Genomic DNA, 17546 nt, shown 5'->3' with positions numbered 1-17546 from the left:
CGCCGAGCAGGCGACGGCCGAACCGACGAACCTGAAACCCCGTCAACCCTCACTGACCAGCTGATCAGCACCTCTCGCGCAACGGGGGAACCTCAGTCAAACGACTGGGGCGGATGACAGCGGACAACGACGCATTGGTCGCCGAGGTCTCCAGCGCAGCAGTTCCGGTGAAGCGCTCCGCGGAACGTCAAGCCAGGCCAGCTCGTTGCACACCTTGATGTTCGGGTCGAGGGGAGTTGGCCGATGCCTGATCATGTTCTGGGCGCGCTGGACAAGGCGACAGAAGGGTTCGTGTCGTTCGATCAGCTGGCCGATCGGCTCGGTGTAGCGATCGCGAAGGATGCGGCAACCGACGCGTGTGAGCTTGAGGCAATCCGGGCCGCTGCCCTCTACCAGATGCGGGATGGGGCATTCGTCGGCGTATACGTAGGGGCGGCGCCAGAGCCGTGGCCGAGCGATATCACGCAGGTTCCGGCCGAGACGCTGGAGGTCTGGGCCATCTACGCTGAGACGGCCGAGCACCCTGGTGTTCGTGCACGCCTACACGATTTGCTGGCCTCGGCCGGCCACGGCCAGCGCTACCAGCACGTGCGGGCCTCCGTCATGGCCTATCAGGAAGCCGCCCCCTGGTTCGCCGCTGCACACGCGGTGGTGCCCGGTCTGTGGCGGGCAGGTGAGTGCCTGGTCCGTGGCTTCACACTGGCCGTGTCGGCCGGACAGAAGGACCTTCAGAACATCCTGGTCCAGGACATGCTGGCCATGGCAGATGAGTCGCTGAGCGGGCCGGATCCGGCGGCTGGCCTCGTGGGTCTACTGATTGACCCCCTGCTGGAGCGGAAGGCGTGGAAGCAAGTGGCCCGCCCGGTGGTGGAGAAGGCGATCACTGTGTTCCAGGACGACGTCCACACCCAGGTGATCTTCCTCAAGGACCTGCGCGCGCTGGAAGCCGACAGCACGGGGAAAGAGCAGGCTGACCGTGCAGTCGCCGAGGCCATCATCCGAGCAGCCGATGCCGAGAGCGGGGTGACCAGGCTGTACCTGCTCAACGACGCAGCCATCCATGCCCGGGATAGTGGTCTCACCGACGTCTTTGATGATGTCCGCAGCGACCTGCAGAAGCTAACGGCCGAGGACCTCAAGCTGGAGACCCTCACCACACAGGTGGAATTCCCTCTCCAACCATTCGACGCGTGCGAAGCACACATTGCCCAGGCGGCAGACCTTCGGGACGCGCTCTGGAGGGTGGCGGCCTGGGACGCTCCAGTCGGGGATGACGAGTCGGCCACCGATACCCAGCAGAAGCTGGCGGCTGGATTGGTGAGACTGCCGATGAACAGGCTCAACCTGGCCGGTCCCGTGCTGACCCACCTCAAGGCGGTGGAGGAAGAACCCGGCGCTGACCTGCGCATCGTCCGGATGGAACTCGTCGGCCTACTCATCGCGCACCAGCTCGACTGCATCTGGCGCCGCTTCAACCCGAGCGACGCCGACCTCACACGGATCTTCGCCTGCAGCGGTGAGGTGGCACCGCCAGCGAAGATGGCCGAGCTTGCCACTGCGTTCCGATCGTACTGGTACCAGGAACCGACCGCTGCGAAGATCTCCCTGCCACTCGTCGAGGGTTTGCTCCGCCGGCATCTCAGGACTGCGGGGGTGCCGATCGTCCAGCCTGCCAAGGGGGACAAAGCCGGCGTGGTCGACCAGATGGGAACCCTGATCGACAAGATGCCGGAAGCCGGATTCGAGGTCGGGTGGCAGACAACATTCCGGCTCCTCCTAGCCGACCCGAAGGAAGGGCTGAACCTCCGCAACGTCGAGCTGCACGATCTGCGGGAGGGGCCGCCGAAGCACCACCATGTCGCGCTCGTGCTGCTGGCTGCACTCGTCATCCTCCGGGCAGTGCACAACCAAAGCCAGTAGCTGGCGACACAACCCGTATTAGGCGGACACCCCTACGACGCGGGCCTGCGCTGCCGGAAGACGGCCGATCAGAGGGCCGGAATGCGTGCGCGATGCGTGAGCGGACGGTAGAGCACCAGCCGTCACGGGCGGGATCAAGCAACATGCCGGATGGTGCTGACCTGCGAGGGCAGCACCATCCGGCACGCACGAGCACCCCCGATCATGGACTCCGTCCCACTCCTAAAGCGGGTGTCGCAGGTTCGAATCCTGCCGGGGGCACAGAGAAGTAGCAGGTCAGAAGCCCTGCCGCCCGTTGGGACGGCAGGGCTTCCGGCTTCCGGCATCCGGCATCCGGCATCCGGCATCCGGCATCCGGTACGGATGTGGCACACACGTGGGGTGTGCGCCAAGGGGAGCTGTACCGTGATGCCCGCCAAGGGCGAACTGGTCGAGCGGGGCTATGACAAGCCGGTCGGCCGCCTGGTGAGCCTCATGGAGGCTGAGCTGAAGCTTGGCTGCCAGGGCTACTACGGTCAGCTGGTCCTTCAGCCGGGCAGGGTCGGGCCAAGTACCTCGTCGGCGCTGCGTGGTTCTGTGCGCGGCTGCTGGTTGAGCTTGTGGCGCAGGACCGAGGAGTGCCGGTAGACCTCCTTACGGGCCTGCATGATGTTGCCCAGGGGGGCGTGCTCCGCGGTGACCCGCCAGGGCGTGAAGGACAGCGCGTCCATCTTCTCCAGGTTTTCCGGGCCGGAGATGTCCTGCTGCGGCAGCCGCAGCTTGGCCACGGTGACGGACGGCGAGAGCTTCTCGGGCCACTCCACGGTCGTGTCCTCCACCGGCATGCGTTCCAGGTCGGCGCAGAGCTGGACCTGGATGTCGAAGGCGTAGGGCCGCTCCTGCAGCTCGGCTTCCAGTGCCGGCCGGAAGACCTCCGGCGCGGAGGTCGGGTCGATGTCGCGTCGGACCACCGCGGCGGCGGCGGACGGGTCGGGGGTGATGCGCACCTTGGCGATGTAGTCCCCGTGTCTGACCGCGCCCATCGTCCAGTAGCTCGACAGCAATACGTTGACCGGGGGGATCTTGGACAGTCGCAGGAAGGCAAGGAATTCATCCCATGCCCAGTTTCCCTGGTCCAGCGTTCCTTGCCCGGTCACGAATTCGGTGAAGAAGCGACGTGCTCCAGGTCGGCCCTGGGAGAAGTAGGACGGCGCGTTCAGGAACAGTTCCTGGATGAACAGGTAGTGCTCGACCGTGTTGCAGAAGAAGACCGGTCCGTTGATGTTGGCGTAGTCGAATGTTCCTGTGTCCGGTTCGTCTTCCAGGAGGGTCGGGCCAGGGATGTCGAATATTTTCAGAGCCAACCCGGTGGCGCTGCCCAGTCGCGCGTCGGCTCCGGTGTGAGGCGAGCCGTTGGAGAAACGGATGAGCGCGTCGTGGGTTCCCGGAGTGACGTAGATGCCTTGGGCGTACTCCGGGGGAATCCCGTCCAGGATCTCCACCTGCCCTCGGATCAGTCCGTACCCCTTGGCGTGGGCGTCCCGCAGCGCCCTTCCTGTTCCGCCTGCCTTGACCGACTCGGTGAGGTACCTCTCGGTCTTCTCGATCACCGTCTGGAGGTGCTGGTCGAAGTGCGGCTCCTTTTCTTCGACGTCCGGTGTGTAGCGGACGAACTGTGCTGCCATGGCTTCGGCCTCTCATGGGAGAGCGGGCGGGGTCTCGCGGGGGTGTGAATTGCGTTCAGTCCTCCAGTTCGGCGAGCCAGCGCAGGGCGGCCAGTCCCGGCACGAAGCAGTACTCACCGCCCCGGGTGACCACGAAACTGGGCAGGTTCCGCAGGCGGCGCCGGATCGGTTTCTCCGGGATGGTGGCCGTGCCGGTTCCGCCGTGATGTCCGGCTACCGGGTCCTTTTCGCCGGGGTGGCCGATGAAGTTACCGTCGTTGACCCACTCGGCTTTGATGAATTCGAACTGCCGCTCCAGATGGGCTCCGATGAAGACACCCATCAGACCCCGGTCCGCGCCGTCGTCCTCCAGTACGCCCTCCGGAAGCGGCGGTCCGTAGGTGGTGCCACGGCGGATGAGGCGGTGCATCCGGGCGTCGCCGATGATGGTGGAATCGCGGGGGTTGGTGCGCCGGATGTGCGCACCGGCGGGGCACCGGAAGCCTCGGTCGTCGTTCTCCTGGTACAGGAAGTTGTTGACGCGGTGCGGATCGGCCGCCAGCTCGGGGTCGTCGTGCTCCGGCGACAGCGCCAGCGGTGCTCCGCTGGGCCAGCGACCGACCATCTTCGCCGCCAGGAGTGCCTCCTCCTCGGCACCGGAGGAGTTCGCGCGCAGATATCGGCGCCAGGCCGCCACGTTGGTGTGGATCTTACGAACGGCCGCGTAGGTACCGTTGCGGCCCAGCACCTCAGGGCTGGGCATGGGCGGCAGGCTCCCGGTCTCGTCGGGGTAGCCGAGGATGAACTCGCCGGCCTTGAGGGGAGCTTCCTGCGGATTGGAGCCGGGCAGCCCGACGCCCTCGATGTGGGGATGGCTGATGCCGTCGCGGAATCCGAAGGTGGTGCGCCCGGTCGGGAGCTGGTGGACCGCCTGCTCCCAGATCACCTGGACACCCGGCGTGTCCTGGTAGGCGACTCGGGCCCGCTCCCACTCCTGGTCCAGCTGCGCCGCATCGGAGGACAGGGCGCTCAACGCGATATGAACCTCCCCGGTTCCGAACGGTTTCTCCCAGTGGGCCGGCGCACTCTCTCCGACGTCACCGATCAGCTCCGCCCTAGCGGCCATGCCCTCGCGAAACGCCCGCGGAAAGCTGTCCAGCGATTCCTGAGGCACTCCCAGGGCCTTCAGCCCCTGATAGGTGAACGCCACAGCCACCCAGGCATCCCGGCGCGGGTCCGCCTCGGGCAGACCAGCCGCGGTCAGCGGGAGCAGCCGCCGCAGCAGGGCGCGTCCTGCGTGGCGGTCATCGACGCGCAGGAAGACGTACTTTCCCTGGTAGGGCACGGGCCGTGGGCGCAGTGCCCCGCTTTGGATGTCGTCGATCTCGACGCGTACGGTGCCCGCGCTGCTGCTTGCCGTCGTGTTCATGAGGGTGTGTGCTCCACATCGGTATCGGGCTGGGCAGCCCCGCAGTGGGCGGCCCGCGCCCGCCGACGCGGTCCGTCGGCGTCGGGTCGGCCCTGTGTGCTGGTCGCGTCTGTTGGGGCTCGCCTAGCTCGCGGCCACCTCCAGCAGCTTCTGGAAGGCAGGCGTGGCCACCAGCTCCGCGTTGGCCGGGTCGTCCAGCGCCGACCGGAACTCAGGGGTGTCCAGCACCTCTTGGAACGCCTCGTCCACTTCCTGGTCCTTCCAGATCTGCTGAACGGTCAGATCGGGATAGGAACTGACGAAGACCCCTGCGGGTGCTTGGTGGGCTACGAACCAGTCCTTCACCCCAGGATCGCTGACACCGGGAAACCCCTGACTGTGCGAGAAGACCCTGTCGAAGTTCTTCCCGACGGCGGTCTTGCCGAAGTCGTCGATGTACGTGTCCCAGGAGCCGTCGAAGACGCTGGCGAACATGAACCGCGTGTCGTTGTCGAATATCACGTGGCGTGCGTCGTGCAGGGTGCCGATCTGCCGCATCGCCTCGCGGTTCCCCTCGTCGGCCGACGTTCCGGCGATCCTGGCCAGGTCCTCGCGCAGCGCATCCGCATGACCCGGCTTGATCTCGGTGAAGACGGTGAACTCGCTGCAGACGCCGTCCTTCCTGCCCGGGCGCTCAGGATGGGCGGACCGGGGTGTGCCTGATGTCGCAGTCATGGGGAATCTCTCCTGCCACGGATCGGTTCGAGGGCCGCCAACGGGCCGCCGGCAGGCCGCCGACCGCCCCGACGCGAGGTCTCACGGCCCTCACCACCACCCTCACTCCGCCTGCGCCACCTTGCATTCCGGCCGCGGCTGAGGTGATGAACCAGTGGCGGACCGGCCACCACCACACCGGGCCCGTCGCAGCCGGAGATGCTCCCGAGGACAGCTCCCGCACCCTCTTCGCCCCCGTGCCGCATCCCGTGCTGCATCCCGTGCCGCATCCCGTGCCGCATCCCGTGGCAGCCTCACCGCTCAGGGCGGACAGTGGAATCAGGGGCATCAGGGAAGCGAGATGATCATGGACCGTTACCCGCCCATTGCCGACCACGGCCTCGTCGGCGACCTGCAGACCGCCGCTCTGGTGTCGTCCCAGGGGGTCGTCGACTGGTTCACGGCTCCCCGGTTCGACTCGCCCAGCGTCTTCGCCGCCCTGCTCGACCACGACCGCGGCGGCTACTTCCTGTTCGCGCCGGAAAGCCGGAACACCACCTGCAAGCAGCTCTACTACCCCGACACCGCGGTCCTGGCGACGCGGTTCATGTCGCCGGACGGGGTCGGCGAGGTCTTCGACTGCATGCCACCGGATCGCACCGGCACCCCCGCTGACAGGCATGTGCTGATACGCGGTGTGCGGGCGGTGCGCGGAACGGTGCACTTCACTCTGGAGTGCCGTCCACGCTTCGACTACGGCCGGGCCACCCACCATCTCGACCTGCAGGACGGTACCGCCACGTTCCGGGCGGCGAACGCCACCGCCTGGCTGCAGAGCACCTTCCCGCTGCAGCAGGACGGCACGGACATACGGGGCGGGGTGACCTTGAGGGCAGGTGAGGTGGCCGCGGCGGTGTTCACCGTCGGCGGACCCGACGGTGACCCACCGCCGCCGGTCACCCCGGACCGGGCGATGGAGCGGTTCTGGGACGTGGTGGAATTCTGGCAGCACTGGGTGCGCTCCTCGCGGTACCGCGGCCGGTGGCCGGGTGTGGTGCACCGCTCGGCCATCACGCTCAAGCTGCTCACCTATGCGCCCACGGGTGCGCCCGTCGCAGCAGCCACCATGGGCCTGCCCGAGCAGGTCGGGGGTGAACGCAACTGGGACTACCGCTACACCTGGGTCCGCGACGGCTCCCTGTCCGTGCGTGCCCTGCTCGACCTGGGGTTCGCCGAAGAAGCGGCGCAGTTCACGCGCTGGATGGGTGACCGCCTCCAGGCCCGGGAGGGCATCAACGGCGAGCCGCTGCAGATCATGTACCGCGTCGACGGGGACCCCGACGTGCCGGAGGAGGTGCTCTCGCACTTCGAGGGCTATCGGGGTTCGTCTCCGGTGCGGCTGGGCAACGCCGCGTCCGATCAGCTGCAGCTGGACATCTACGGGGAGGCTCTCTACGCCTTGTCGGAGGGGCATCAGGTCACCATGGGAGGCAGCTACCACGGCTGGAAGAACGTCGCGCGCACGCTGGACTGGCTCGCCGATTCCTGGGATCGCCCCGACGAGGGCATCTGGGAGACCCGTGGCGGGCGCCAGGACTTCACCTTCAGCCGGGTGATGGCGTGGGTGGCCTTCGACCGGGGGCTGCGTCTGGCGAGAGAGTACAGCCGTCCCGCCGACGCTCCTCGGTGGACCTCGGCGCGCGACGCGATCCTCGAACAGGTGATGGAGCGGGGCTGGAACGAGAAGGAGCAGGCCCTCGTCCAGCACTACGGAAGCGATGTCCTCGACGCTTCACTGCTGCTCATCCCGCGCGTCGGATTCCTGGCTGCCAGGACGGTGAGCTGGCTGTCGACCCTGGACGCGATGGAACGCACGCTGGTGTCGGACAGCCTCGTCTACCGCTACGACCCCGCGGCCTCCCCGGACGGTCTGCGGGGCGCCGAAGGCACCTTCAGCCTCTGCACCTTCCTCTATGTCGACGCTCTTGCCCGTGCCGGACGGATTCGTCCGGCACGCTATGCCTTCGAGAAGATGCAGACCTACGCCAACCACGTCGGCCTGTTCGCCGAGGAGATCGGCCCCAGTGGCGAGCAGCTGGGCAACTTCCCGCAGGCTTTCACGCATCTGTCGCTGATCATGGCCGCCACCACCCTGGACGACGCCCTCGACCAGCAGCGCGACTGAGAGCCGGGGTCGCGCCTGCCGCCCGGGGCCGGGCAGCGGCTCAGCCTCCGGTGGCGAAACCGGGGAAGAGGGTCATGCCGCCGTCCACGTAGAGGGTCGTGCCCACCACGTAGTCCATGAGGTCCGAGGCGAGCCCGACCACCGCGTGGGCGATGTCCTCAGGATCACCGACGCGCCCGTAAGGAATCAGCTGCAACAGGTCCTTCGCGGCATCGGGAGTGTCCCAGGCGCTGCGGTTGATGGGCGTCCGGATGGCTCCCGGAGCAATGGCGTTGACCCTGATCCTGTGGGAGGCGAGCTCCTGGGCGAGCGTCGCCATCATCATCTGCACGCCGCCCTTGGAGGCCGCGTAGTTGACGTGGCCGGCCCACGGGATGAGCTGGTGCACCGAGCTCATGCAAATGATCTTCCCGGCCGCGCGCGACACCTCGGGGACGACCCCCCTTCTCAAGAACTCCTTCGCCGCCTCCCGCGCGCACAGGAACTGGCCGGTGAGGTTGACGTCCAGCACCTTCTGCCACTGGGCCGTCGTCATCTCGGTGAACGGAGCGTCGCGCTGCAACCCGGCGTTGGCCACCAGGATGTCGATGGTCCCGAACTCCTGCACCATCCGTTCGGTCATCGCGACGACCTGGTCCTCCTGGGACACGTCTGCCTCGTACGCCATCGCGCGCACCCCGAACCCGGAGATCTCCTCGACCACCTGCTCGGCCTCCTCGCGGCCGGCGACGTAGTTCACGACCACGTCGGCTCCGGCGCGCCCCAGGCCGATGGCCGTCGACTTGCCGATGCCCGAGTTCGCGCCGGTGACGAGTGCCTTCTGGCCTTTCAGCAGATGCATGGGAATGACGCCCTGAGGGGCTCTCTGAGTCACACTCACGCCGGTTCTCCTCCTCAACTCGCTGCCCGGCGACCTCATACGGGTCTGTTCGGCCGCTGCCGACACCGAATCATCCGGGAGCCCGGTCCACACTCCGGGCGCGGGCGGAATGGGCCGATCGGCCGAACGCGACCGGGCCATGAGGACATGTGGCTCCGGCGCCGGTCGGCAGGGCGGGGAGGCCCTTCCCCGCATGCGGGGAAGGGTGTACGCGGGATAGGCTTTTCAGGAAGGCCAGGATCTCTGAGCGGTATCACCCGCCGGTCGCCTTACCCGCGATAATCCATTCTTTCTGCGGCGGCCCGACGAGCGCGGTGCGCCCCTTCGCACTCCGCGGAGGTGGGCAACGGCCCCATCCCTTCTCTTTCGCCGCCTCGCGCCGTGCGCGCCGGAGTGACTCCGGCTGCCGGGCCCGCAGCCTGCAACCCCTGTGGAGGCCGGGATGAGAGTCGTCGTTGATCTTTCCCGATGCGAAGGATATGCGCAGTGCGCCTTCCTGGCTCCGGACGCGTTCCGGATGCACGGCGAGGAAGCGCTGATGTACGACCCCAGTGCCAGCAACGCCCGGCGCGAGCAGGTGCTGCGCGCCGCAGCGGCCTGCCCGGTCCAGGCGATTCTGGTCGACCAGCTGGAGGGACGGGACGCACCGGCGGAAGGGTCGTCGTCATGACCAGCGCCGAGAATCTGCAAGCATTCAAACGGGATGGCCGCATCGTGGTTGTCGGGGCGTCGCTGGCGGGACTGCGCGCCGCGGAGAGGCTGCGCGACGAGGGTTTCACCGGTTCGTTGACCATGATCGGCGACGAGCTGGGCGAACCTTACGACCGGCCTCCCCTGTCCAAGCAGGTACTGACCGGGTGGGTGCCGGCCGAAAACACCAAGCTGCCGCGGCGCCGTGAGATCGATGCGAAGTGGCTGCTGGGTGTGCCCGCCGCCGGGCTGGACCTGGCGACCAACCAGGTGCGTCTCGCCGACGGACGCGCGGTCCCCTTCGACCGGGTGCTGATCTCCACCGGGGTTCGGGCCCGGCCTTGGTTCGTCGAGAGCGAGGCGGCCCTGGACGGGGTCTTCGTCGTGCGGACGCGCGAACACACCGAGGGCCTGCAACGGGCCCTCGCCGCCGGGCCCTCACGCGTACTGGTCATCGGTGCGGGATTCACCGGCTCCGAGATCGCCTCCATCTGCCGCGAACGGGACATCCCGGTGACGGTGGCCGAACTCGCGCCGGCCCCGCTGGTCGGGGCACTCGGCGCCATGATCGGTGAGGTTGCGGCGGACATGCAGCGCGCACGCGGTGTGGACCTGCGCTGCGGCGTCAAGGTGACCCAGCTGGAGGGCGACGCGCAGGGACGGTTTCGCCGTGCTCACTTCGACGACGGCACCACGATCGACGCCGACGTGGCGGTGGTGGCACTCGGAGGCATACGCAACACCGAGTGGTTGCAGGGCTCAGGACTGGCGGCGGGGGTCTGGGGAATCGCCTGCGACACGGGCTGCCGCGCCCTCGACCTCAACGGCCTGGTCACCGACGACATCTTCGTCGCCGGAGACGTGGCACGCTGTCCGAACCCGATCTACGAGTACCGGCTCATCTCTCTGGAGCACTGGGCCAACGCCGTGGAGCAGGCCGAGGTCGCGGCACACAACATGGTCAGCGGCCAGGCCGACCGCTGGCCCCACCTGTCCATTCCGGTGTTCTGGTCGATCCAGTTCGGGGTCAACATCAAGTCCGTCGGCGTGCCGACCTTCGCCGACGAGGTGGTCGTCACCCAGGGTTCGGTGCCCGACCACCGCTTCGTCGCCGCATACGGCTATCGGGGCCGCGTCACCGCGGCAGTGAGTTTCAACAACGCGAAGTGGCTGGACCATTACCGGACACTCATCGAGACGGCCGCGCCCTTCCCGCCTCCCTGCCCCACGCCCGACCAGCCCGCCGACATGAAGCCGACGCCCGTCGACTTCCCCGGCCCCGTCCTGCTCGCCCAGGGCGCCACTGTGGTCGTCACCGGCCATGACCCGAGCGAGCGACGCGTCACGGCCGCACACCAGCACCGGTAGGAGGGAAAGTGAGATGACCACGACCGAGACGCCCGGCATGCTGCGCCGGATCCTCGACTACTCCTCCCGGGCCGACCCGTACCCGCTGTACGCCGAGCTGCGCAGGACGCCGGTGGCCCGTCAGGAGGACGACACCTACGTCGTCAGCACCTACCGCGAGATCACGGACCTCCTGCACAACCCGCACCTGAGCTCGGACGTTCGCAATCTCTCGCATCCGATGGCCGGGGCCGGGGATCAGACCACACCGGCGTTCATCAACCTCGACCCGCCCGAGCACGACCGCCTGCGGCGTATGGCGATGCGCCATTTCGGCCCCCCGCACACCCCGGGTCTGGTGACCGGCATGGAACCCGCCCTGACCGACACCGTCAGCGGCCTGATCGACGACTGCGCGGGCAAGAAGCAGATCGACATCGTCGACGACTTCGCCTACCCGTTCCCCGTCGCCGTGATCTGCCATCTGCTCGGCGTGCCACGCGAGGACGAACCACGGTTCCGCAGCTGGGTGAACGACCTCATCAACGCGATCGACTACGACCCCAAGACGGATCCGCAGGAAAAGCTGGACAAGGGCGTGCAGGCCCGCAAGGACCTGCGGCAGTACCTCGGCGGGCTGCTGGAGCAACGCCACGGTGGGCAGGGTGGCGACCTGTTGTCCCGGCTGGCGAACGACGACGGGCCCGACGGACGGATGACCGACGAAGAGATCATCTCCACCGCCAACCTGCTGCTGATCGCCGGCCATGAGACCACCGTCAACCTCATCACCAACGGCATGCTGACGCTGCTGCGCCACCCGCAGGTGCTGCGGCGCCTGCGCGACGAACCGGACCTCGTCGTACCGCTGGTCGAGGAACTGCTGCGGTACGAGCCGCCCGTGCACATCATTCCCTGGCGGGCGGCGTACAGCGACATCACCGTCGCCGACACCGTGATCCCCAAGGGCTCGCAGATCATGCTGATGCTGGCCTCGGGCAGCCGCGATCCGAACCGCTTCCACGATCCCGACCGCTTCGACCCCGATCGGCGTGACAACCAGCACCTCGGGTTCGGCAGCGGCATCCACCTGTGCTTCGGCGGCCCGCTGGCCCGGCGGGAAGCCGAGATCGCGCTGACCGAGCTGGTACGCCGCCTCGACCGGCCCGGTCTGGTCGCCGACCCGCCGCCGTATCGACGCAGTCCCGTTCTTCGCGGCCCGATCCATCTGTACGTCGAGCAGGGGTGACGCGACGGCCGGCACGCTTTCTCAGGCGGCTTCTCAGGCGGCGAGGATGCTGATGCCGTCGCCGAGGAGCTTGAGGCCGAGCACGAAGAGCAGGACGGCCATGACGGCGGCGCTGTGCCGCGCGGCCCGGTCTCGCCAGTCGCCGAGGATGCTTTCGGCGCGTTCGCCCATGCTCAGGTAGACGACGAGTGGTGCGAGCACTCCGAGGGAGGCGATGACCACGAAGATCGCGAACGTTCCGATCTGCTGGGGTACGGGGAGCCCGGCAGAGCTGATCGAGACGCCCGCGGCGATGGTCAGGGGCGCGTTCTTGAGGTTGGCCGCCGAGAGCAGCAGGCCCAGGCCGAGGATCTTGACGGGGGTGAATCGGTCGATCGCCGCCATCCACTTCGGGAGCTGCGCCTGGGAGGTGTCGTGGGGGCGGCGCCGCCATTGACGGGCGCCGAAGAGGGCAAGGAGTGCGCCCAGGGCGAGTTTGAGGGCTCCGACCCAGGTGGCCGGGTGCTTGTGGGTGGAGGCTCCGCCTGTGCCCCCGACGGCCAGCATGATCGCGCCGAGCGCTGCCAGCCCGAGGACCCAGCCGAGGACGAACAGCGGTCCGTTGAGGCGCCCTCGCGGGGTGGCCAGGACCAGGATGATCGCGACGATCGGGAGTGGGCTGACCGCGACACCGGCAGCCAGGCCCAACACATCACCGACAGCGTGTCCCACTGCGGCCTCCAGGGCGAGAGACGGATGCTCCGGAGCTGACTGCCCACGCCGGCCGGCTCACAGCCGGCGTGCCCGGCCCTGGTGCGGACGCAGCCCTCTTCGCCATCGTGGGGATCTCCGGGTCCGTCAGCCATCGGGCGGTGGCGCACGGGTGACCTGGCCACCGGGACGGTGTGGCCCGGCGTGTGCGTCCACGCCGCCGACAACGGGCTGCGCGTGATCCTGCCCGCGCTCGCGGCGCTCGCCGCCCGCTGACGCCGTCGGCCCCGCCTGCCTCTCCGGCGGATCTGCGGGTCCGTCGCGGTGCTCGGAGTGGAGTTGTCCACAGGCTCGACGGGCTCGGGCGGATTACTCGTACGCTTTCAGGCATGGGTGAGGCGGACGTGGCAGGAAGCGCAGGCAGCGATATGGCGGGCGGGTCGGAGACGAGCGAAGCGGTGCAGGTGCTGCGCCGGGTGTTCGGTTACGACGCGTTCCGCGGGAGTCAGCAGGAGGTCATCGAGCATGTGATCGGCGGCGGGGACGCCGTCGTGCTGATGCCGACGGGTGGCGGCAAATCGCTGTGCTACCAGATTCCGTCGCTGGTGCGGCCGGGTGTCGGCATCGTGATCTCACCGCTGATCGCGTTGATGCAGGACCAGGTCGACGCGTTGCGGGCGCTGGGCGTACGGGCCGGGTTCCTCAATTCCACGCAGGACGTCGAGGAGCGGCGGCTGGTGGAGGCGGAGTTCCTGGCCGGGGAGCTGGATCTGCTGTATCTCGCGCCCGAGCGGCTGCGCGTCGAGCAGACGCTGAGCCTGCTGGACCGCGGCAAGATCTCCCTCTTCGCGATCGACGAAGCACACTGCGTAGCCCAGTGGGGCCACGACTTCCGGCCCGACTACCTGGCGCTGTCGATGCTGCACGAGCGGTGGCCGGAGGTCCCGCGGATCGCACTGACCGCGACGGCCACCGATGCGACGCACACCGAGATCACCTCGCGGTTGTCGATGGGTGGCGCCCGGCATTTCGTGGCGAGCTTCGACCGGCCCAACATCCAGTACCGCATCGCGCCGAAGAACGAGCCGAAGCGCCAGCTGCTGGAGCTGCTGCGGACCGAGCACGCCGGGGACGCCGGAATCGTCTACTGCCTCTCCCGGGCCTCGGTGGAGAAGACCGCGGCGTTCCTGGTGGAGAACGGCGTCGCCGCGGTGCCGTACCACGCGGGGCTGGACGCCCGGATGCGCGCAGCGCACCAGTCGCGGTTCCTGCGGGAGGACGGCCTGGTCGTCGTCGCCACCATCGCGTTCGGCATGGGCATCGACAAGCCGGACGTACGGTTCGTGGCCCATCTGGACCTGCCGAAGTCCGTGGAGGGCTACTACCAGGAGACGGGCCGTGCCGGTCGCGACGGCCAGGCGTCAACGGCGTGGCTGGCGTACGGGCTGCAGGACGTGGTGCAGCAGCGGAAGATGATCGACGGTTCGGAGGGTGACGACGCGCACCGGCGGCGGTTGTCGGCGCATCTGGACGCGATGCTCGCGCTGTGCGAGACGGTGCAGTGCCGCCGGGTGCGGCTGCTGGCCTACTTCGGCCAGGAGAGCGCGGCGTGCGGCAACTGCGACACCTGCCTGGCGCCGCCGCAGACCTGGGACGGCACCGTACCGGCGCAGAAGCTGCTGTCGACGATCGTGCGGCTGAAGCGTGAGCGGGGGCAGAAGTTCGGCGCGGGCCAGATCATCGACATCCTGCTGGGCCGTAAGACCGCGAAGGTCATCCAGTTCGACCACGATGCGCTGAGCGTCTTCGGCATCGGCGCCGATCTACGCGACGTCGAATGGCGGGGCGTGGTACGGCAGTTGCTGGCGCAGGGGCTGCTGGCCGTCGAGGGGGATTACGGCACGCTGGTGCTGACCGGGACGAGCGGCGAGGTGCTGCGCGGCGACCGCGAGGTGCCGATGCGGCGGGAGCCGGAGAAGGCGGCGCGGGCGGCCAAGGCGAAGTCGCCGAAGGGGAAGCGGGCTCCGGTCGATCTGCCGGAGGCGGCACTTCCGGTCTTCGAGGCGCTGCGTGCCTGGCGCGGCAGCACCGCGAAGGAACAGGGCGTCCCGGCATATGTGATCTTCCACGACGCGACGCTGCGGGAGATCGCCGTCGCCCACCCGGCCGGTACGGCCGAGCTGGGCACGATCAACGGCGTGGGCGAGAACAAGCTGGCGAAGTACGGCGCGCAGATCCTGGAGGTGCTCGCGGGCGGTGACGGGGCAGACGGTGCGGCGACTGCCGGTCAGCCCGGCGGTGCCGCGCCGTCACAGGCCGCACCCGCGGCCCGGCGCGCGGGCGGCCCTAGCCACTCCGGCGGACCGGCGAGCGCCGCGGACCTGCCCGAGCCGCCGCCGGAGGACTGGGACGCGCCGGAGCCACCGGAGGACATCGACTGGTGACGGCCAGGGGGCGGGGTGACGCCTGAGCCTCGGGGCGGCCCGGCGCGCGGGCGGCCTTGGCACAGCAGGGAAACCGCAGGTCAGGAGGGGTGATCGTGTACAGGGGAAGGCGGGGGAAGGTGCAGGATCGCGCGGGCGCCGCCGTCGGGCGCGTCGCAGAAGCGGATGTCGATGCCGAGGACCGCGGCCTGGCCGACGGCGATGGTCAGGCCCAGGCCGTGACCGCGGCCCCGGCCCGGCGCATCGGTGCGGAAGCGCCGGGGGCCGTGGCGCAGCAGATCGTCGGGGTAGCCCGGGCCGTGATCGCGTACCTCGATCGTCGGCGCGGCACCCGTCACGCCGCCCGGGGCCGCGTCGACGGTGACCACGACGGGCGTGCGGCCGTGGCGGTGCGCGTTGAGGACGAGGTTGGTAAGGATGCGGTCCAGGCGCCGCCGGTCCGTCTCGACGACGCCGGAGGACACGGTCCGGACCTCCGTGTCGAGTCCGGTGGCGTGCACACAGCGTTCGACGAGCGTGCCCAGATCGTAGGAGTCGAGGTCGGCGTGTTCGGCGCCGGAGTCGAGGCGGGAGATCTCCAGCAGATCCTCGGTGAGCCGGTGCAGCGCCTGCAGCCGGTCGTTGATCATCTCCTTGGGGCGGCCCTCCGGGAGCAGAGCGGCCGAGGCCAGGATGCCCGTCAGCGGCGTACGCAGCTCGTGCGCGACATCGGCGGTGAAGCGCTGCTCGGCCTGGAGTCGGCTCTGCAGCGAACCGGCCACGGAATCCAGCGCCGCGGCGACCGCCGCCACCTCGTCGCCACCGGACGTGCCTCCCCCGCCGGGCCCACCGCCCGGTGCCGCGCCGACCCGGGCGTCCAGATCGCCCGCAGTGATCCGGCGGGCGACCGCCGCGGTCCTGGTCAGCCGTCGGCTGATCCGGTGCGCGAGGAACAACCCGGCGAGCGCCACCGCCGTCGCGGCCAGCACCGCCGACCCGAGGATGGCCGTATCGAACTTCTCCAGGGACCGGCTGGTGTTCCCGTACGGCGACCACACGGCCATGACCTGATCACCCGCGGGCGCCGCCGCCCACATGACGGGACGCCCTCGATAGGTACCGACCATGCTGCCCTGCTGGCCACTACGCACCAACTCTCTTAGCGGGGCGGGTAGTTGCGGTGGATCCAGGACGGAGTTGATGCCCTCGCGGGAGGTGCCGTACTCGAAGAGATCCAGGGCGATATCGAGATCCGCGCGCGTCTCCTTGCGCACCTGGCCGACGGTCTGACGGGCCACCGCGTTGTGCACCAGTACGCCGAGGACCGCGGCGACCGCGCAGCACACGGCGGTCACCGTCAACGCGATCTTCCAGCGAAGGGAGACCGCCGCCCGGCGCACGGCACGACGGGCCAGTGCGGTGAGTCGGCCAGGCACGCCGCGTGCGGTGGCACGGCGGAGGGGTGAGGAGTGGGGAGGGGCGGAGGGGGAGGGGGAGGGGGAGGGGGGAGGCCCCCCAGAAGGCGCACGCCGCCGCCCGGGCCGCCTCATCGCCGACCCCCACGCGGGCTCATCGCCGCTCTCCGTTCGGGGCGTGCGCGGCGGCAGTCGGAGCGGCGACGGACAGCACAGCATCAGGCGAAGCCCCGGCGGTCGAAGTCCCGGCAGCCAGGGCCCCGGCAGGCGGCACAGGCGGAACCGGCGGAACCGGGACGGGTGTGCCGCTGCGGGCGGGTCGGGGTTTGCGGGCGTCGTCGAGGGTGAGGTCCCAGAGGGTCATCCGGTCCTTGTCCCACAGGTAGTCGGTGACGCTGACGTAGCGCGGGTCCTTGGTGGGTTCGCGTACGACGAGGTGGCTTGCGGCCAGTTCGACGCCGGCCAGTACGCCGCGCAGGGCCAGTACGCGGGTGACGATCTGGCGCCGGACGCTGTAGACGCGCAGGTCGCTGGTGCGGTCGTCGAGGTCCACGGCCATGATCAATTCGGGTTTTCCGTCGCCGGTGAGGTCGTGGAACACCGGGCGGCGCACGGAGCCCGGCTCCGGCGGTTTCTGCCCGTCGGCGGCCAGGTCGGCGTCGAGGACCGCGCGCGGGTCGGCGTCGGCCATGCTGCCGCTCGGGAGGTGCGGGATGTGCGGTACGGGTTTGAGCGCGACGGGGTTGTCGCTCCTGCTCGGCGGGGCGGGCGAGTGGTCGGTCCACAGCGCGAACGGCGCCTTCACCTCCCGGGCCCGCCCGTCGCTCTGCAGCCCCTCGAACCCCGCGCACCCCGCCACGAGGGCGAGCGGCAGCAGCGCGACGAGCGGCGCCAGGGCCCGTGGACGCATCCGGTCACCGCCCTCCCTGGCCGACGGGCACCGCCAGGCGGGAGCGCGGGCCCCTAGGCTCCGGCATGACCG

13 protein-coding genes are annotated in these 17546 nt (G+C 69.2%); 6 read left to right on the top strand and 7 right to left on the bottom strand.

The features are described from left to right. Positions 1 to 243 precede the first annotated feature (243 nt). The gene (locus ACFWWQ_RS20295; RefSeq protein ID WP_384597997.1) at positions 244 to 1920 is read left to right on the top strand and encodes a hypothetical protein; all 1677 of its coding nucleotides are present in this window, start codon (positions 244 to 246) and stop codon (positions 1918 to 1920) included. Positions 1921 to 2447: 527 nt separating this feature from the next. Here ACFWWQ_RS20295 and ACFWWQ_RS20290 read toward each other — a convergent pair. From ACFWWQ_RS20290 to ACFWWQ_RS20280, 3 genes are all read right to left on the bottom strand, one after another. Continuing rightward, positions 2448 to 3584 (bottom strand): catalase family protein, encoded by a 1137-nt coding sequence (locus tag ACFWWQ_RS20290; protein ID WP_384597995.1) that lies wholly within the window; start codon positions 3582 to 3584, stop codon positions 2448 to 2450. 55 nt (positions 3585 to 3639) lie between these two features. After that, entirely contained in the window at positions 3640 to 4992 is a 1353-nt protein-coding gene (locus ACFWWQ_RS20285) for a Dyp-type peroxidase (protein WP_384597993.1), read from the bottom strand. Positions 4993 to 5115: 123 nt separating this feature from the next. Then, the gene (locus ACFWWQ_RS20280) at positions 5116 to 5706 is read right to left on the bottom strand and encodes a hypothetical protein (RefSeq protein ID WP_384597991.1); all 591 of its coding nucleotides are present in this window, start codon (positions 5704 to 5706) and stop codon (positions 5116 to 5118) included. A 346-nt stretch (positions 5707 to 6052) separates the two neighbouring features. On the opposite strand from ACFWWQ_RS20280, the gene ACFWWQ_RS20275 reads away from it, so the two are divergent. Next, positions 6053 to 7870: a glycoside hydrolase family 15 protein gene (locus ACFWWQ_RS20275; protein WP_384598011.1), complete on the top strand. Its 1818-nt coding sequence runs from the start codon at positions 6053 to 6055 to the stop codon at positions 7868 to 7870. A gap of 40 nt (positions 7871 to 7910) precedes the next feature. On the opposite strand, the gene ACFWWQ_RS20270 is transcribed toward ACFWWQ_RS20275, so the two are convergent. After that, positions 7911 to 8711, bottom strand: a complete 801-nt coding sequence (locus tag ACFWWQ_RS20270; RefSeq protein ID WP_384598009.1) for an SDR family oxidoreductase — start codon at positions 8709 to 8711, stop codon at positions 7911 to 7913. 481 nt (positions 8712 to 9192) lie between these two features. On the opposite strand from ACFWWQ_RS20270, the gene ACFWWQ_RS20265 reads away from it, so the two are divergent. The 3 genes from ACFWWQ_RS20265 to ACFWWQ_RS20255 are packed head-to-tail and all read left to right on the top strand — an operon-like array spanning position 9193 to position 12036. Then, a complete protein-coding gene (locus ACFWWQ_RS20265) occupies positions 9193 to 9420 on the top strand; it encodes a ferredoxin (RefSeq protein ID WP_384597989.1) in 228 nt (75 codons plus the stop codon). After that, positions 9417 to 10808 (top strand): NAD(P)/FAD-dependent oxidoreductase, encoded by a 1392-nt coding sequence (locus tag ACFWWQ_RS20260; protein WP_384597987.1) that lies wholly within the window; start codon positions 9417 to 9419, stop codon positions 10806 to 10808. The genes ACFWWQ_RS20265 and ACFWWQ_RS20260 overlap by 4 nt, the downstream gene beginning before the upstream one ends. 13 nt (positions 10809 to 10821) lie before the next feature. Further along, complete coding sequence (locus ACFWWQ_RS20255; RefSeq protein WP_384597985.1) at positions 10822 to 12036, top strand: cytochrome P450; 1215 nt, start codon at positions 10822 to 10824, stop codon at positions 12034 to 12036. Positions 12037 to 12069: 33 nt separating this feature from the next. Here ACFWWQ_RS20255 and ACFWWQ_RS20250 read toward each other — a convergent pair whose 3' ends face one another. Continuing rightward, positions 12070 to 12747 (bottom strand): GAP family protein, encoded by a 678-nt coding sequence (locus ACFWWQ_RS20250; protein WP_384597983.1) that lies wholly within the window; start codon positions 12745 to 12747, stop codon positions 12070 to 12072. A gap of 368 nt (positions 12748 to 13115) precedes the next feature. On the opposite strand from ACFWWQ_RS20250, the gene recQ reads away from it, so the two are divergent. Next, on the top strand, positions 13116 to 15170 hold the full coding sequence (gene recQ, locus ACFWWQ_RS20245) for a DNA helicase RecQ (RefSeq protein ID WP_384597981.1): 2055 nt from the start codon (positions 13116 to 13118) through the stop codon (positions 15168 to 15170). An 80-nt stretch (positions 15171 to 15250) separates the two neighbouring features. On the opposite strand, the gene ACFWWQ_RS20240 is transcribed toward recQ, so the two are convergent. Together ACFWWQ_RS20240 and ACFWWQ_RS20235 are read right to left on the bottom strand one after the other, a co-directional pair. Further along, the gene (locus tag ACFWWQ_RS20240) at positions 15251 to 16585 is read right to left on the bottom strand and encodes an ATP-binding protein (protein WP_384597979.1); all 1335 of its coding nucleotides are present in this window, start codon (positions 16583 to 16585) and stop codon (positions 15251 to 15253) included. A gap of 133 nt (positions 16586 to 16718) precedes the next feature. Beyond that, complete coding sequence (locus ACFWWQ_RS20235) at positions 16719 to 17474, bottom strand: hypothetical protein (RefSeq protein WP_384597977.1); 756 nt, start codon at positions 17472 to 17474, stop codon at positions 16719 to 16721. Positions 17475 to 17546: the final 72 nt, after the last annotated feature.

The sequence above is a fragment of the Streptomyces sp. NPDC059080 genome (genome assembly GCF_042739975.1).
Taxonomy (GTDB): Bacteria; Actinomycetota; Actinomycetes; order Streptomycetales; family Streptomycetaceae; genus Streptomyces; species Streptomyces benahoarensis.
This window is presented reverse-complemented; position numbering and strand designations above follow the sequence as displayed.

Excerpts from the sequence above, each read along its gene's own strand:
- ACFWWQ_RS20260 (WP_384597987.1), top strand. The coding sequence starts at position 9,417 with ATGACCAGCGCCGAGAATCTGCAAGCATTCAAACGGGATGGCCGCATC.
- ACFWWQ_RS20285 (WP_384597993.1), bottom strand. The coding sequence starts at position 4,992 with ATGAACACGACGGCAAGCAGCAGCGCGGGCACCGTACGCGTCGAGATC.
- ACFWWQ_RS20295 (WP_384597997.1), top strand. The coding sequence starts at position 244 with ATGCCTGATCATGTTCTGGGCGCGCTGGACAAGGCGACAGAAGGGTTC.
- ACFWWQ_RS20270 (WP_384598009.1), bottom strand. The coding sequence starts at position 8,711 with ATGCATCTGCTGAAAGGCCAGAAGGCACTCGTCACCGGCGCGAACTCG.
- recQ (WP_384597981.1), top strand. The coding sequence starts at position 13,116 with ATGGGTGAGGCGGACGTGGCAGGAAGCGCAGGCAGCGATATGGCGGGC.
- ACFWWQ_RS20275 (WP_384598011.1), top strand. The coding sequence starts at position 6,053 with ATGGACCGTTACCCGCCCATTGCCGACCACGGCCTCGTCGGCGACCTG.
- ACFWWQ_RS20255 (WP_384597985.1), top strand. The coding sequence starts at position 10,822 with ATGACCACGACCGAGACGCCCGGCATGCTGCGCCGGATCCTCGACTAC.
- ACFWWQ_RS20290 (WP_384597995.1), bottom strand. The coding sequence starts at position 3,584 with ATGGCAGCACAGTTCGTCCGCTACACACCGGACGTCGAAGAAAAGGAG.
- ACFWWQ_RS20280 (WP_384597991.1), bottom strand. The coding sequence starts at position 5,706 with ATGACTGCGACATCAGGCACACCCCGGTCCGCCCATCCTGAGCGCCCG.
- ACFWWQ_RS20235 (WP_384597977.1), bottom strand. The coding sequence starts at position 17,474 with ATGCGTCCACGGGCCCTGGCGCCGCTCGTCGCGCTGCTGCCGCTCGCC.
- ACFWWQ_RS20265 (WP_384597989.1), top strand. The coding sequence starts at position 9,193 with ATGAGAGTCGTCGTTGATCTTTCCCGATGCGAAGGATATGCGCAGTGC.